Source organism: Agrobacterium sp. SORGH_AS 787 (genome assembly GCF_030819035.1).
Taxonomy (GTDB): domain Bacteria; phylum Pseudomonadota; class Alphaproteobacteria; order Rhizobiales; family Rhizobiaceae; genus Agrobacterium; species Agrobacterium larrymoorei_B.
In genome coordinates this window covers 41,542-55,587 of sequence record NZ_JAUTBG010000002.1, presented here as the reverse complement: position 1 = coordinate 55,587, position 14,046 = coordinate 41,542, and the positions used below count along the sequence as shown (strand labels likewise).

The 14,046-nt window shown below is 61.3% G+C and carries 11 protein-coding genes and 1 pseudogene; 6 read left to right on the top strand and 6 right to left on the bottom strand.

The genetic code is table 11. From position 1 onward, the window contains the following. Window positions 1-141: 141 nt before the first annotated feature. Window positions 142-540: an NUDIX domain-containing protein gene (locus tag QE435_RS09665; RefSeq protein WP_349041206.1), complete on the top strand. Its 399-nt coding sequence runs from the start codon at window positions 142-144 to the stop codon at window positions 538-540. On the opposite strand, the gene QE435_RS09660 is transcribed toward QE435_RS09665, so the two are convergent. Then, a complete protein-coding gene (locus tag QE435_RS09660) occupies window positions 531-1,535 on the bottom strand; it encodes a glutathione S-transferase family protein (protein ID WP_349041205.1) in 1,005 nt (334 codons plus the stop codon). The two genes, QE435_RS09665 and QE435_RS09660, sit on opposite strands and share 10 nt — an antisense overlap. 290 nt (window positions 1,536-1,825) lie before the next feature. Between QE435_RS09660 and QE435_RS09655 the strand changes: the two genes are divergently transcribed. Then, complete coding sequence (locus QE435_RS09655) at window positions 1,826-2,392, top strand: N-acetyltransferase (protein WP_349041204.1); 567 nt, start codon at window positions 1,826-1,828, stop codon at window positions 2,390-2,392. A gap of 91 nt (window positions 2,393-2,483) precedes the next feature. After that, window positions 2,484-3,797, top strand: coding sequence for an MFS transporter (locus tag QE435_RS09650; RefSeq protein ID WP_349041203.1), 1,314 nt, complete (start codon window positions 2,484-2,486; stop codon window positions 3,795-3,797). A 44-nt stretch (window positions 3,798-3,841) separates the two neighbouring features. On the opposite strand, the gene QE435_RS09645 is transcribed toward QE435_RS09650, so the two are convergent. The 5 genes from QE435_RS09645 to QE435_RS09625 are packed head-to-tail and all read right to left on the bottom strand — an operon-like array spanning window position 3,842 to window position 11,132. Next, window positions 3,842-4,264 (bottom strand): GNAT family N-acetyltransferase, encoded by a 423-nt coding sequence (locus tag QE435_RS09645; protein WP_349041202.1) that lies wholly within the window; start codon window positions 4,262-4,264, stop codon window positions 3,842-3,844. A 1-nt stretch (window position 4,265) separates the two neighbouring features. Beyond that, complete coding sequence (locus QE435_RS09640) at window positions 4,266-6,347, bottom strand: hypothetical protein (RefSeq protein WP_349041201.1); 2,082 nt, start codon at window positions 6,345-6,347, stop codon at window positions 4,266-4,268. Window positions 6,348-6,350: 3 nt separating this feature from the next. Continuing rightward, complete coding sequence (locus QE435_RS09635; RefSeq protein WP_349041200.1) at window positions 6,351-9,158, bottom strand: DUF4159 domain-containing protein; 2,808 nt, start codon at window positions 9,156-9,158, stop codon at window positions 6,351-6,353. Then, window positions 9,155-10,075, bottom strand: coding sequence for a DUF58 domain-containing protein (locus QE435_RS09630; RefSeq protein ID WP_306933755.1), 921 nt, complete (start codon window positions 10,073-10,075; stop codon window positions 9,155-9,157). The genes QE435_RS09635 and QE435_RS09630 overlap by 4 nt, the downstream gene beginning before the upstream one ends. 46 nt (window positions 10,076-10,121) lie before the next feature. Continuing rightward, window positions 10,122-11,132 carry a MoxR family ATPase gene (locus tag QE435_RS09625; RefSeq protein ID WP_349041199.1) on the bottom strand — a complete coding sequence of 337 codons (1,011 nt, stop codon included), beginning with the start codon at window positions 11,130-11,132 and terminating at the stop codon, window positions 10,122-10,124. 281 nt (window positions 11,133-11,413) lie between these two features. On the opposite strand from QE435_RS09625, the gene QE435_RS09620 reads away from it, so the two are divergent. The 3 genes and pseudogenes from QE435_RS09620 (at window position 11,414) to QE435_RS09610 (ending at window position 13,941) form a co-directional block, all read left to right on the top strand. Beyond that, window positions 11,414-12,037: a DUF1285 domain-containing protein gene (locus tag QE435_RS09620; RefSeq protein ID WP_349041198.1), complete on the top strand. Its 624-nt coding sequence runs from the start codon at window positions 11,414-11,416 to the stop codon at window positions 12,035-12,037. Beyond that, window positions 12,034-12,682, top strand: a pseudogene (locus QE435_RS09615) (CoA pyrophosphatase). Before QE435_RS09620 ends, QE435_RS09615 begins: the two are co-directional and overlap by 4 nt. After that, window positions 12,679-13,941: a CCA tRNA nucleotidyltransferase gene (locus QE435_RS09610; protein ID WP_349041197.1), complete on the top strand. Its 1,263-nt coding sequence runs from the start codon at window positions 12,679-12,681 to the stop codon at window positions 13,939-13,941. Before QE435_RS09615 ends, QE435_RS09610 begins: the two are co-directional and overlap by 4 nt. Window positions 13,942-14,046 lie beyond the last annotated feature (105 nt).

Below are 14,046 nucleotides of genomic sequence, written 5' to 3'. Positions count from 1 at the left end.
CGCCTCAATCGGGCAAAAGCCGATCAATTGACGGAGAGTTGAACTTTGGGTGAGAACCGCAAGCTGAGTGAAGGGTTCCGGCAGCTCTTTCGGAATATCGCCAAAAGGGTTGTTCACGGGTTCTTTTTCCTGCGGCGGGGCATGACGCTTGGTGTGAGGGCGGCCTGTTTCGACGATCAGGGCCGCATCTTCCTCGTGCGCCATACCTATGTCCCCGGCTGGCATATGCCGGGCGGCGGTGTGGAGCGACAGGAAACCGGCTTGCAGGCGCTGCACAAGGAAATCCGCGAAGAGGGCAATCTCGTCGCTACCTCTGTGCCGCAGCTCATCCATATCTATTTCAACAACCGCACCAGCGATCGCGACCATGTGCTGTTCTATCGTCTTGACGTCAGACAGGTGGCATTGAAGGTGCCGGATCGCGAGATTGCCGAGAGCGGGTTTTTCCCTCTCGATGCGCTGCCCGAAGGGACGACACCTGCCACGCGCCGTCGTCTTGCGGACCTCACTGGAAACGCTCTGCCTGACGATTACTGGTAGCCTCCCGCCAGGCGAGCGCGATCATGGGCCTTTTCCAGTTCCAATTCCGGTCCGACCGGAACGATGCCGGTGGGGTTGATCGTCTTGTGGCTGCGGTAATAATGCTCTTTGATGTGGCGCATATCGACCGTCTCAGGTACGCCCGGCGTCTGGAACAGATCCCGCAAATAGCCGGTAAGGTTCGGATAATCGTGAATACGGCGGATGTTGCATTTGAAGTGGCCGACATAGACCGGATCGAACCGCACGAGCGTGGTGAAGAGCCGCCAGTCGGCCTCGGTCTGCTCAGGCCCTAGCAGAAAGCGCTGGTTCGAAAGCCGCTCTTCGAGAATGTCGAGCGTCTCGAATACCTTGACGGCACTTTCCTGATAGGCTTCCTGCGTGGTGGCGAAGCCTGCCTTGTAGACGCCATTGTTGACGGTGTCGTAGATCAGGTCGTTGAGCGTGTCGATTTCACCGCGCAGTGGCTTTGGGTAGAAATCGAGCTCCGATCCGGTAAGCGCGTCGAAGGCGCTGTTGAACATGCGGATGATTTCCGCCGACTCATTGGAGACGATGGTGTTCTGCTGCTTGTCCCATAGAACAGGTACCGTGACGCGGCCGGAATAATGCGGATCGGCCTTGGTGTAGACCTGCCAGAGGGCAGACGATCCGAAGAGATGATCCTCCGTTGCGCCTGGCGTGCGTTCGTCCTCAGGCTTGAACTCCCATCCGTTTTCCAGCATCAGCGGGTCGACGACGGAGACTGAAATATAGTCATCGAGCTTCTTCAGCTTGCGGACGATCAGGGTGCGGTGCGCCCAGGGGCAAGCAAGCGAGACGTAGAGGTGATATCGATCCTTTTCAGCCTTGAAGCCGCCCTTACCGGACGGGCCGGGCTCGCCGTCGGCGGTGATCCAGTTACGGAACTGCGAAGCGCTGCGTTTGAAATGCCCCTTGGTTTCCTTGGTATCGTACCACACATCCTGCCAAACGCCGTCGACCAGCCTGCCCATCTTCATCTCCTTAATTTTACATCGCCCATCCTATGGTGGGGGAACGGTAAAGCGAACCCTCGCATCGATGAACAATGCGTTCTTCCTTCGTGAATGCCGCGGCGCGGACTTTTGTTCTGGACCCCTAAAGAATTTCCTGATATCTGCGATTTTCATATTCTTGAGGAAATTCTCCCCTATGACCGAACCACGGACGCTCCGACGACGCTGACGCTCTTCTTGCCCTGTCAGGCAATGTCAGGCGCACCGTCACATATCGTCATGTCCGTATTCAACGTTCCGGTCTTTCCATGTCCAAGCACGAACTGGTCTATCTCACCGAGGACGCGTCCCACGACGCCGTTATCGAACTCATCAATGCAGAAGCTTTCGGCCCAGGCCGGCACACGCGCGCTGCCGCGCGTATCCGCGAGCAGGGACCGCATGACCGCTCGCTCTCCTTCATTTGCGCCGATGATGGCGAGACCATCGCATCGGTACGGATGACGCCGGTGCGGGCGGGCGAGGTGAACGGCCATATGCTCGGGCCTCTCGCGGTCCGGCCATCGCATAAGAACAGGGGCATCGGGCGTGAACTGGTGCGGATCGCCATTGCGGCTGCCAAGCGCAAGGGCTCTGAGGCTGTCATCCTGATTGGCGATCCGCCCTATTACATGCCGCTCGGTTTCGAGAAGGTCGCCTATGGCGCGCTCGATTTTCCAGGTCCTGTCGACATGAACCGGGTGCTCGTCGTGCCCTTGGTGGATGATGTTCATGCTCGGTTGAAAGGCACGATTTGCTGGCGCGAGGACCAAGCGAGAGCGGAGGAGGAGCAAGAGGAGGTTGTGTTTAATCTGCCTCTTCGCGCCGCAGGTTGATAGAATGCCCTCTCGGGTGCCTTGACAGTCACAGTCTCGGGAACTTAGCACTTTACCCCAAGGAACGACTCTGGTCGCAAAGGGGGCGATGATGACGTCAATCACGATGAATGATGCGCTGGATCGCGCAGGCGCCGGTGCTTATCAGCGCCGGCTCATGGGTGTTTTCGGTCTGGTCTGGGCGGCGGATGCGATGCAGGTTCTGGCGGTGGGCTTCACCGCCGCGTCGATTGCCGCGACGTTCGGCTTGACAGTGCCGCAAGCGTTGCAGACCGGGACTGCCTTTTTCCTTGGCATGTTGCTCGGTGCCATCGGCTTCGGGCGCATGGCGGACCGTTATGGCCGCCGCCGGGTCTTGATCGTCACGGTCGCCTGCGATGCCGTCTTCGGTATCCTGTCGATCTTCGCACCGGACTTCACCATTCTTCTGGTTCTTCGTTTCCTGACGGGTGCTGCCGTCGGCGGCACGCTGCCTGTCGATTATGCGATGATGGCGGAATTTCTGCCCGCAAAGAACCGTGGACGCTGGCTTGTTCTGCTGGAAGGCTTCTGGGCCGTCGGAACGCTGGTCGTGGCGATTGCCGCCTGGATTGCCAGCCTGTCGGGTGTCGAAGATGCATGGCGTTATATCTTTGCCGTCACCGCGTTCCCGGCTCTGATCGGCATCGGCCTGCGTTTCCTCGTGCCGGAATCACCGCTTTATCTGTTGAAGACGGGCCGTTCGGAAGAGGCAAAGGTCGTTGTCAATTCCATACTGAAGACCAATGGCCGGGCAGCGCTGGATGAGCGAACCGGCATTGCGCAGTCTGAAGCGTCGAAAGGCCAAGGTCTGTTTTCGCCGGCACTGCGCCAACGCAGCATCATGATCCTTGCTATCTGGTTTCTGGTCTCCGTTTCCTATTATGGCGTGTTCACCTGGATGCCGGCGCGGCTTGCGGGAGATGGCTTCGGTTTCGTGCGTGGCTATGGCTTCCTGGTTCTGGTCGCACTCGCCCAGATCCCCGGCTATGCGCTGGCAGCCTATGGTGTGGAAAAATGGGGTCGCAAGCCGACTCTGATTGGCTTCTGCCTGCTCTCGGCACTTGGATGCCTGCTCTTCACGCTCGCGACGACCGGTACGATCATCGCCGCCTCCCTGCTGCTGATGAGCTTTGCGCTGCTCGGCACCTGGGGCGCGCTTTATGCTTATACGCCGGAGCTTTATCCGACGGAATCGCGCGCCACCGGCATGGGTGCAGCCGGTGCCATGGCACGGCTCGGCGGATTGCTGGCGCCATCCGTGCTGGGCTATGCCATTGCACAGGGATTCGGATTTGCGGTCGGGATCTTCGCAGGCCTGCTGGTGTTGGCAGCAATTGCCGCGACGATGATCAATGCGGAAACACGGCAGGTCAGCCTGTCTTGAATCGATCTCATCGACAAGGCTGGGTGGATTGACCTGCTCAGGCTTCAGACCAGCGATTTCTTTAAATAGGTCATGGAGTAATCCGGGCCGAACTCCGCGATCTGTCCGAATATTTCGTAGCCGCACCTTTGGTAGAGTGTGAGCGCGTCAGCGCTCATCGTATCGATATGGGCGCCAGTGCAGCCGCGCTTGCGGGCTTCGTCTTCTGCCATTTGAAGAAGCTTCGGGCCGAGACCTTGTCCGCGTAAAGCTTCGGGAATGAAGAGGAGGGCGGTGTAGAGCCAGCCGCGGGCGGTGTGACCGGCAAGGCCGCCGATCACTCGGCCGTTTTCATCCTTCAAAGCGATGACAAGGTCTTTCCAATCGGCGGGGCCGAAGCGATGGAGATTATAGTCTTTCAAGCCTGCGAGAATGGCGGCTTTGGCGCTGTCGTCTGCGCCGTCGCTGAGTTCGATCTGACACTGCATGTTACCTGCCTTCACGCCACCACAGAGCAGAGAAGGCCAGCAGCAGCGCGGCGAGACCGGCGAAGCCTGCGAAGAGCGGCAGGGTGTTGACGCCCTTCAGCACGGTTTCATCCGTCATGCGGATCAGCATGCGGTCGTTATCTGCAACGCGGACTTCGCCACGAACGGGGAGAATATCCGGCAGGACCACACGATTGGCGTCATCGACCACGCGGTGAACGCTGCCACGTGTCGCTTCAGCCAAAGGCTTCAGCGTATCGGTGGTGGAGATCATTGCCTTGAATTCCGGCGCATCGACTGCGCCGACATGGACCAGAGTGGTGAAGTCGCCATTGGAGACTTCGTAGAGACCCGTCTCGTTCATACGGCGTTCGATCTTGTAGAGACCGGGTTCCGTTTGGGTGAAGCTCATCGTCTCGGTTTTGCCCGAGGGGAATTTGACGGTCGCCTCGCCGGGATTGTCGCCGATGGTCTGGCGGGTGATCTCGAGCATGCGGCCATTGGCGCGCGCCGTCAGCGCCTCTTCCTCAAGCTCCGGCTCCTTCATCAGCCAGTGGGCGATGCGGCGATAGAGCGCCACATGCGGGCCGCCGCCTTCAAAGCCGCGTGCCCAGAGCCAGCCCTGGTCGGAAAGCAGCATGGCAACGCGGCCTTCGCCCTGGCGGTTCAGCACCAAAAGCGGATCCTGACCGGCGCCGAGCATGACGGTCTGGCCCTGGGGCTGTTCCACGCCGACCGTGCGGAACCAGCGGCCCCAATGCGGCGGTTCGTCGCCGGAGCCTTCCAGGCCGCGTGTGACCGGGTGTTTCTTCCCGGCCTCGGAAAGGCGGGGGAAGAAAGCGCCCTGATTGACCTGACCGGTCGGCTGGGCCGGCAGAACCGATTCCAGCGGCGTCATTGCAATCGAATCCTGCCCGGCATGTTCAGGGCCTGCGGCAATCAGCAGCGCGCCACCCTTTTGAACATATTGAGCGATGTAATCGTAATAGAGGATCGGCAGCACGCCGCGATGCTGGTAGCGGTCGAAGATGATCAGATCGAAATCGTTGATCTTCTCGACGAAGAGTTCGCGTGTCGGGAAAGCGATCAGCGACAACTCGTTGATTGGCGTGCCGTCCTGCTTTTCCGGCGGACGCAGAATGGTGAAATGCACGAGATCGACGGAGGTGTCGGACTTCAACAGGTTGCGCCATGCGCGCTCGCCCGCATGCGGCTCGCCGGAAACAAGAAGCACGCGCAGGTTCTGGCGGATGCCTTCGATGACATGGACGGCGCGATTGTTGGCGGTGGTGACTTCGCCCGGCAGCTCCGCGACGGAGAACTCCATCACATTGTTGCCGCCGCGGGGAACCTTGAAGTTGAAGGGAATGGGACGCCCCGGAACGGCTTGCAGATTGCCGATCTCCTCGCCATTCATCTTGATAGTAACATTGGCCGTGCCGCTTTGGGTGCGGCCTTCGTCGAAGACCCGCAATGTGAGCTGCTGCTCCTCATTGACGATGCCGAAGCGCGGGGCGCGCACGACTTCGATGCGGCGGTCGAACTCGTCGGCGCGACCGGTGATCAGGCCATGGATCGGAGCCTTGAAGCCGAGCGTCTGTTCGACATCTGGCGTCGCGTTTGGGATGTCGTGGATCTGGCCGTCGCTGAGGAAGATCGCACCACCGATGCGCGAGGGCGAGACATCCGAGACGGAGGCCGAAAGCGCAGCGAAGAGGTTCGTGGCGGGCGAGTCGCTGTTCTCGTCATTGCGAACTTCCACAATCCGCGGCTCGATGCGGGGGAAGCGGGCAAGGCGCTCCTTGAGACTGGCCAGTGCCTGATCGGTCTGCGCGGTGCGCTGCTGCACGTCCTGGCTCTGCGAACGGTCGACGATGACCGGCACGATGGTGGAGAGCGGCTCGCGCTCCTCATTGGTCAGCAGCGGATTGGCAATGGCAAGGAGAAGTGCTGCAAGCGCCAGCCCACGCAGCCACGCGCCGCGCACGCCGCGCAGCAGACCTGCGATTGCCAGAACGAGCGCGGCTGCGGCCAGAATGGCGATGACGGTCCAGGGAAGGAAGGGGGCGAAGGAGAGCGTCATGCGTTACTGCCCCAATCTCTGGAGAATGTCGGGCACATGCACCTGATCGGCCTTATAGTTTCCGGTCAGCATATACATCATGATGTTGACGCCGGCGCGGTAGGCATATTCGCGCTGCATCTCGTCGGCTGGCACGGTCGGTAGCACCGGCGCACCATTGTCATCTACCGCCCAGGCACCGGCAAAGTCGTTGCCGGTGATGATGATCGGGGAAACGCCATCGCCCGAGGACGAAATGCCGGAGGTGGTTTTCGCCGCATCCTGGCGCGATTCGACCCAAAGCGGACTGCCGGTGTAGCGACCGGGGAAATTCTTCAGCAGATAGAAGGAGCGCGTGAGCACGTGATCCTGCGGCACGGGCTCCAGCGGTGGAATATCGACATTGGCAAGGATTTCCTGAAGCCGCTGGCCGTTGGCGCTGGTGCCGCTGTTCAGCGACGAGAACTGGTCACGCGTATCGAAGAGCACCGTGCCTCCGGCGCGCATATAGGCATCGATGCGGGAAATGGCCGCCGTCGACGGCATGGGTGCTGTGGCGGAGATCGGCCAATAGATGATCGGATAGAAGGAGAGTTCATCCTTGGAGATATCGAGCCCGACCGGCGCGCCCGGTTCGAGCGTCGTGCGCCAGGTCATGAATTCGGTCAATCCCTGCAAACCCTGCTGCGAAACCCGGTCCACATCGTCCTCGCCGGTTCTCACATAGGCAAGATGGGTGGTGTCGAGGCGGTTGAGGATTTCTTCATCGCCCGGCTTGGCGTCGTTGGCGTGCACCGGATTTGGCGCCAACAGGGCGAAGGCGGCGAAGGCTGCAATCAGGATTGCGGCTGCGGAGGAGCGGGCGCGCGGCATCCTGGAAAATGCGCCGTTCATGAAGAGGATGATCAGGCTATCGGCAAAGAGCATGAGAAGGGCCGCGATGAAGAGGGCAGGGCGCAGCGACGTCGCCGCTTCCCCGACGAGACCTTCAGTTGCTATGGCGGTCCCGGCAAGCGAGGTATCGAGAGGGCGAAGCGTCGCTCCAGGTGGCAGCAGGTTCAAGGCGACGAAGCCGGTTTCCGTGCCGTAGAGGCCGGGCGGGTTGTCGAAGCTGGCGCGCGGTGCCTGGCCGGGACGCGCCTCCAGCGGGCGGGCGGAGCCAACATCCGGCGACAGCGAGCCGGTAGCGGTCAAAACGCGATAGGGCGGCAGGGCTGCAGCGGGCGCGTTCGCAGATGCTGACGAGCCGCCAACCTGCGACTGCTGAACGATCCGGCGCAGCATCTCGACGAAGTGGCCGGAGATCGGCAGATCCGACCAGCTTGCTTCGGCACTGACATGGAAGAGCACGATGCGACCGGCATCCACCGTGCGTGTCGTTACCAGCGGGGTGCCATCGGCAAGGCTTGCCCAGGTGCGTTCGGCAAGATCGGGCGTCGGTTCGGCCAAAACCTGACGCTTGATGTGGACGCCCTCTGCACGCGGCATGCCGGCAAAGGGGCCGAAATTGGGGAAGTCGGCGAGCGGCTGCGGCTCGGCCCAGGACAAGGCTCCGCCGAGCGCACGTTCGCCCTGACGCAAGGTCACCGGCACCAGAGGATCTTCAGCGGGTGCGGCGGCAAGGCGCGGACCGGCAAAGCGGATCAGTGTGCCGCCCCGCGAGAGCCAGCGTTCCAGCGGCGCGTAGGTTTCCTGCGGCAAGCGGCCGATATCGGCCATGACGATGACCGACGGGTTGGTCTGCAGCAGTTCCGGAATGGCGAGAGCCAAATCGGGCTGCTGCTGTGGCACCAGATCGACATAGGGCTGAAGGGCGCGGCTGATGTAATAGAGCGGCTGGAGCAGCGGCTGGAAATCATTGCCGGTTTCGCCGGCGAGAAGCGCCACGCGGCGGCGGCGGAAGCCGTCATCCAGCAGGTGAACCGCACCTGCCGTGGACAGCCGGTCTATGGAGAGACGGGCGAAATCGTTGCGCAGTTCGAACGGCGCATTGAGCTTGGCGGTGGTTTCGGCAGCACCCGGGGCGAAGCTTGCGCTGTCGCTTGCGAGAATGCGGCCCTGGGCATCCTGCGCATTGATGGTGTAGTTGGCCGGTCCGTTGGTGTTCAAGCGCGACAGCGAAACATTCATGGTGTCGGCACCGTTTTCCGCGCCGGTAATGGCGGCAACCTGGTGGCCATCGCCTTCAATGACGCGGAACTCGGAGGCCTGAAGGCTGGCAAGGCTGCTCAGGGCCGCGCGGTCTTCCGGCGTAGCGACGCCATCGGTGATATAGGCGAGGGTGCCGGGAGCGGTGCCGTTCATCGCCTCGATGACGGATTCGGCAGCGCGCACGCGGTCCGGCACCAGCGGTTGTGGCTTGGCGGCCGCGAGTTTTTCCAGTGCGGCGGCCGTCGTACCGGGTTCGGCATCATGCTCGCGATCTGCGGTAAAGGTCAGAGACACAGGGCGCTCGGCGCGTTCCGCATCGCCGATCAAGGCTTCTGCGGTTCGGACGCGGCGCTCCCAATCCGGAGCGGAGGCCCAGCCATTGTCGACGATCAGCACCAGCGGGCCGCTTCCGGCCAGCGTATTGTTGCGCGGATTGATGACCGGATCGGCAAGCGCCAGAATGACGGCGGCGGCGAGCAGCATGCGGAGTAGCGTCAGCCACCAGGGGCTTTTCGATGGCGTTTCCTCGCGCTTCAGAACCGTTGCGAGAATCCGCAGCGGCGGAAAGACTTCCGCCTTCGGGCGCGGTGGTGTGAGGCGCAAGAGCCACCAGATGGCGGGAAGCGCCAGAAGGCCAAAGAGAATGTAGGGGCTGGTGAAGACGAAGGGGAGCGCGCTCATGGGCGATCTCCGTTTCGCCCGCCGGCGGGAGAGCCGGAGAGATACATGTGCATGGCGACCAGCGCTTCGGAGGCCAGATGATCGGTGCGGTGGAAGATGAAGTTCCAGCCGAGCCTGCGCAGCGAGGAGGAGAGTGCTTCGCGGCGGGCGAAATAGGCGCGGGTGTAATCTTCGCGAATGGTTTCGGCCCGCCCGGACGTCAGCTTTTCGCCGGTTTCGGGATCGGAAAATTCCGTGCGCCCGCTATAGGGGAAGACCTCTTCCGCCGGATCGGCAATTTCCACCACGTGACCGCCAAGACCACGGCGCGCCAGCGGCGAGAGCCGCTCCATGATGGTTGTCGCATCATCGAGGAAGTCGCCGATCAGCACGATGTCGCTGGCACCGCGGATCATGCTGGTATCGGGCAGGCCGGTCGTGGCGGGCGCATGCATGATGGCATTTGCCAGCCGCTCGGCGGCGTTGCGGGCAGAGACCGGCTCCATGATGCCGGGGCAGCCAATACGCTCACCGGAGCGGGCGAGAATCTCCGCCAGCGCCAGCATCAGGACCAGCGCACGGCTTTCCTTGGAGACGGTTCCGAGCGTCGACTTATACATCATGGAGGGCGAGAGATCGGCCCAGAGCCAGATGGTGTGGGCGGCTTCCCATTCGCGATCGCGCACATAGGTATGATCGTCGCGGGCGGAGCGCCGCCAGTCGATGCGCGACAGGCTTTCGCCATCGGCATAGGGGCGGAACTGCCAGAAGTTCTCGCCGATGCCGCGCTTGCGGCGGCCGTGCCAGCCGGCTGTCACGGTGTTGGCGATGCGCCTGGCTTCCACCATGCAATCCGGCACCAGAGCGGCGCGCTGGCGCGCGCGGGCCAGCACGTCGCTGCCCGATGTCTGCTCTACGATCTGGCCGATGGATGCCACATGCGCTCCTGTGTTTTTTTAAGACCGTTTTTGCTTGGGCAACGGCTTAGCTCTTGGCCTGTTCTACGAGCCCGGCAATCACATCGCGCACCGACATGCCCTCGGCGCGGGCTGCAAAGGTCAGCGCCATGCGGTGTTCCAGCACGGGTTCCGCCAGCGCATAGATGTCATCGAGCGAGGGCGCGAGACGGCCTTCGTAAAGCGCACGCGCACGCGCCGTCAGCATCAGAGATTGTCCAGCACGCGGGCCTGGACCCCATGCGACGTTCTTGTCTGTCAGCTTGTTGCCGTGGCCTGGGCGAGCGGAACGGACGAGCGAAAGGATCGCGTCCACCACCTTGTCGCTGACCGGCATCTGGCGGATCAAACCCTGGATTTCGATCAACCGCTCGGCCTCGATCATGCGGCGTGCTTCTGCCGATGCCGTCCCCGTGGTGTCGAGCAGGATTTGGCGTTCGGCGGCAAGTTCCGGATAATCCACATCCACCTGCAACAGGAAGCGGTCAAGCTGGGCTTCCGGCAGGGGATAGGTGCCTTCCTGCTCCAGCGGGTTCTGGGTTGCCAGAACGTGGAAGGGTTTGGGCAGATCGTAGCGCTGACCTGCCACCGTGATGTGATATTCCTGCATGGACTGCAGAAGGGCGGACTGGGTGCGCGGGCTGGCGCGGTTGATTTCATCCGCCATCAGCAACTGGCCGAAGATCGGGCCCTTGATGAAGCGGAAGGAGCGCCGGCCGCTTTCATCCTGGTCCATGACCTCAGAGCCGAGAATATCCGAGGGCATCAGGTCCGGGGTGAACTGGATGCGGTTTGCATCGAGCCCCAGCACCGTGCCAAGCGTGGTGACCAGTTTGGTTTTCGCCAGACCCGGCACGCCGACCAGAAGCGCGTGGCCGCCCGAGAGAATGGCGAAAAGCGTGTTCTGCACCACTTTTTCCTGACCGAAGATGACCTTGGAGACTTCGCCGCGAATGGCGGCAATATCGGCCAGCGCCTTTTCGGCAGCAGCGACGATCGCCTTTTCGTCGAGGGGTTCGGTGGTGTTCATCACGCCCATATGGCTCTCCTCAAAACCCCGCCGCAGCGGTGCCTAGAATCTGTCTGGTTCATTTTAAACCAGACAGATTCTCGATTTTTTGTTGCCGTTTGTCTCTTCGGGATAACCGGTTTCCACTTATCCCTGACAAACTCTGACCTTCAACCTTCCTATTGGAATACAGGAGGGATTTGGCGCTGCCTATAGCTTATTGCCACGCTAACCGCTGACAAGCATCCTTTAAATGACTATCTCGTTACCCATGTTCCTTTATTGCATAATTGGCAAAGCAGGGCTCGAATATGGCAGATGACAGGATTAATGCGGCAACGGATGCGGCAGGGCTTGCGGCATTGATTTCCCGCGCCAGCGAGCAGACGGGTGACAAGCCCCGCGGACCCGCTCCCGTGGAGAAATGGAACCCGCCTTTCTGTGGCGATCTCGACATGGAAATCCGCGCCGACGGCACATGGTTCTATATGGGCACACCGATCGGTAGAGCCCCGCTTGTGCGTTTGTTTTCAACGGTTTTGCGCAAGGACGAGGATGGCAAGACCTATCTTGTGACCCCTGTGGAAAGGGTTGGTATTCGGGTCGCCGACGCACCTTTCATCGCCGTCGAAATGAGTGTCAGCGAAAAGGACGGGTGGCCGCTTCTGACCTTCCGAACAAATGTTGGTGATGTGGTGGAAGCCGGGCTCGAGCACCCCCTTCGCTTCACCACTGGCGGCGAGAATGACGAGCTAAAACCGTATCTCCTTGTCCGCGGCAGGTTGGAGGCGCTGGTGTCTCGGGCGGTGATGTATGATCTGGTGGAACTCGGCGAGGTGATCGAGATTGATGGCAGCGCCATGTTCTCCGTGCGCTCCGGCGGCGCGGTGTTTCCGATCATGCCTGCCGACCAGCTGGAAGCGCTGGCCCAATGAGAACTGACATGCTGGCATTTTCCGCTGCCGACTTTCGGCGGCGGGTTCTTGGAAGATGGCGCGGGCGTTGCCGAGCGCGAGGATCGCGCGTCGCAAGACATTGGCGATCATATCCTCAATCCGAGTGTACGACTTTCCGGCGATGGTATTCGGCTGAAGGATGCAGCGGTGCTGGTTCCGGTCATCGATGATGGCGACGAAGCGCGGGTGATATTTACCCAGCGGACCAAGACGTTGCGCAATCATTCCGGCCAGATTTCCTTTCCCGGTGGCGGGATCGATGCGCAGGATCGCTCGCCGGAAGAGGCGGCGTTGCGCGAGACGGAAGAGGAAATCGGCATGTCGCACCGGTTCATCGAGACGGTTGGACGCATGCCGGATTATATTTCCGGCACGGGGTTTCGCATCAAGCCGGTTTTGGCCGTGGTCAGGCGTGGTTTCACGCTGACGCCGAACCCGGCGGAGGTGGATGAGGTGTTCGAAGTGCCGCTATCCTTCCTGATGAACCCTGCCAACCATAGCCGGGGCAGCCGGATGTTTCAGGGGAGAGAGCGGTTTTTCTACGAAATGCCCTATGGCGAACGTTACATTTGGGGCATTACGGCGGGCATTGTGCGCAGCATTTACGAGAGGTTTTATTCATGAGCGGCATTGCCGGGCAGAGCTGGTTTTCCAAACCCGGCCTTCAGCGAATTTTTTCGCTTTTGAACGCCGATGGCGGCGAGGTGCGCGTGGTGGGTGGTGCTGTGCGCAACGCGCTGATGGGAATGCCGGTCGGCGATATCGACATGGCGACGACTTTGCCGCCGCAGGATGTGGTGGAGAGGGCGAAGGATGCCGGTATCAAGGCGGTGCCGACAGGGATCGACCATGGTACGGTAACGCTGGTCGTCGATGGCGAGGGTTATGAAGTGACGACGCTTCGTCGCGATGTCACGACCGATGGACGCCACGCCGAGGTCGCTTTCGGTACGGACTGGAAAGAAGACGCCGAACGCCGTGACCTGACGATCAATGCGCTTTATGCCGATGCCTCCGGCGAGGTCATCGACCTGATCGGTGGACTTGCCGATATTGAAACGAAGACCGTTCGCTTCATCGGCGATGCGGCAACGCGAATTGCCGAAGATCATCTGCGCATCCTGCGCTTCTTCCGCTTCTTTGCCTATTATGGTTCCGGTCGCCCGGATGCGGATGGCCTGCGTGCAAGTGCGCGCGCCAAGGACAAGCTCTCGACGCTGTCTGCCGAACGGGTCTGGAGCGAAATGAAAAAGCTGCTTTCCGCCGACGACCCGTCGCGGGCGCTGCTCTGGATGCGACAGGCGGGTGTCTTGGCGCAAATCCTGCCGGAAACGGAAAAATGGGGTATCGACGCGATCCACGGTCTGGTCGCGGCCGAGCAGGCGCTGGGCTGGAAGCCGGACCCGATGCGGCGGCTTGCGTCCATCATTCCACCGGATGCAGAGCGGGTTGCCGCCCTTGCGAGCCGGTTGCGCATGTCCAAGAACGAGGCGGCGCGTCTCGATCAGTGGGCGAAGGCCCCGGCAATAGATCCGGCTCTCGCGGAGACCGCGCTTGATCGTCTTCTTTATCGGCAGGGCGTCGAGGGGATAAAGATGCGGCTGAGACTCTCCCTTGCCTCGGCGCGGGCGGATGTGTCGGCCGGAGACGCGTCGATGCAGAAGATCGCACGGTTCTCCACGCTTCTGGCGCGGGCCGAGAAGTTCAACAAGCCTGCTTTTCCCTTGAGCGGCGCGGATGTGCTGGCAGCCGGTCTTCCCGCCGGTCCGCAGGTGGGCGAGGTTCTGGGTGAGTTGGAGGCGGCCTGGGTAGAGGGGAATTTCGCACTTGATCGCGAGGCACTGCTTTCGCGTCTTACGAGCAAACTGCAGCAGAGCTCATAATATATATCACCCCGGATCACGTCCGGGGTGACGATCCAAAGCGTTTCGCGATCTTTCAGATGCGCTCCTACGCTTAAGCTTTTGATTTGACCGTATGTCGTTATC

What these genes read in the sequence shown, in the direction of transcription:
- QE435_RS09665 (WP_349041206.1), top strand. Translation starts at nt 142, where the DNA reads ATGACGCTTGGTGTGAGGGCGGCCTGTTTCGACGATCAGGGCCGCATC.
- QE435_RS09660 (WP_349041205.1), bottom strand. Translation starts at nt 1,535, where the DNA reads ATGGGCAGGCTGGTCGACGGCGTTTGGCAGGATGTGTGGTACGATACC.
- QE435_RS09655 (WP_349041204.1), top strand. Translation starts at nt 1,826, where the DNA reads ATGTCCAAGCACGAACTGGTCTATCTCACCGAGGACGCGTCCCACGAC.
- QE435_RS09650 (WP_349041203.1), top strand. Translation starts at nt 2,484, where the DNA reads ATGACGTCAATCACGATGAATGATGCGCTGGATCGCGCAGGCGCCGGT.
- QE435_RS09645 (WP_349041202.1), bottom strand. Translation starts at nt 4,264, where the DNA reads ATGCAGTGTCAGATCGAACTCAGCGACGGCGCAGACGACAGCGCCAAA.
- QE435_RS09640 (WP_349041201.1), bottom strand. Translation starts at nt 6,347, where the DNA reads ATGACGCTCTCCTTCGCCCCCTTCCTTCCCTGGACCGTCATCGCCATT.
- QE435_RS09635 (WP_349041200.1), bottom strand. Translation starts at nt 9,158, where the DNA reads ATGAGCGCGCTCCCCTTCGTCTTCACCAGCCCCTACATTCTCTTTGGC.
- QE435_RS09625 (WP_349041199.1), bottom strand. Translation starts at nt 11,132, where the DNA reads ATGGGCGTGATGAACACCACCGAACCCCTCGACGAAAAGGCGATCGTC.
- QE435_RS09620 (WP_349041198.1), top strand. Translation starts at nt 11,414, where the DNA reads ATGGCAGATGACAGGATTAATGCGGCAACGGATGCGGCAGGGCTTGCG.
- QE435_RS09610 (WP_349041197.1), top strand. Translation starts at nt 12,679, where the DNA reads ATGAGCGGCATTGCCGGGCAGAGCTGGTTTTCCAAACCCGGCCTTCAG.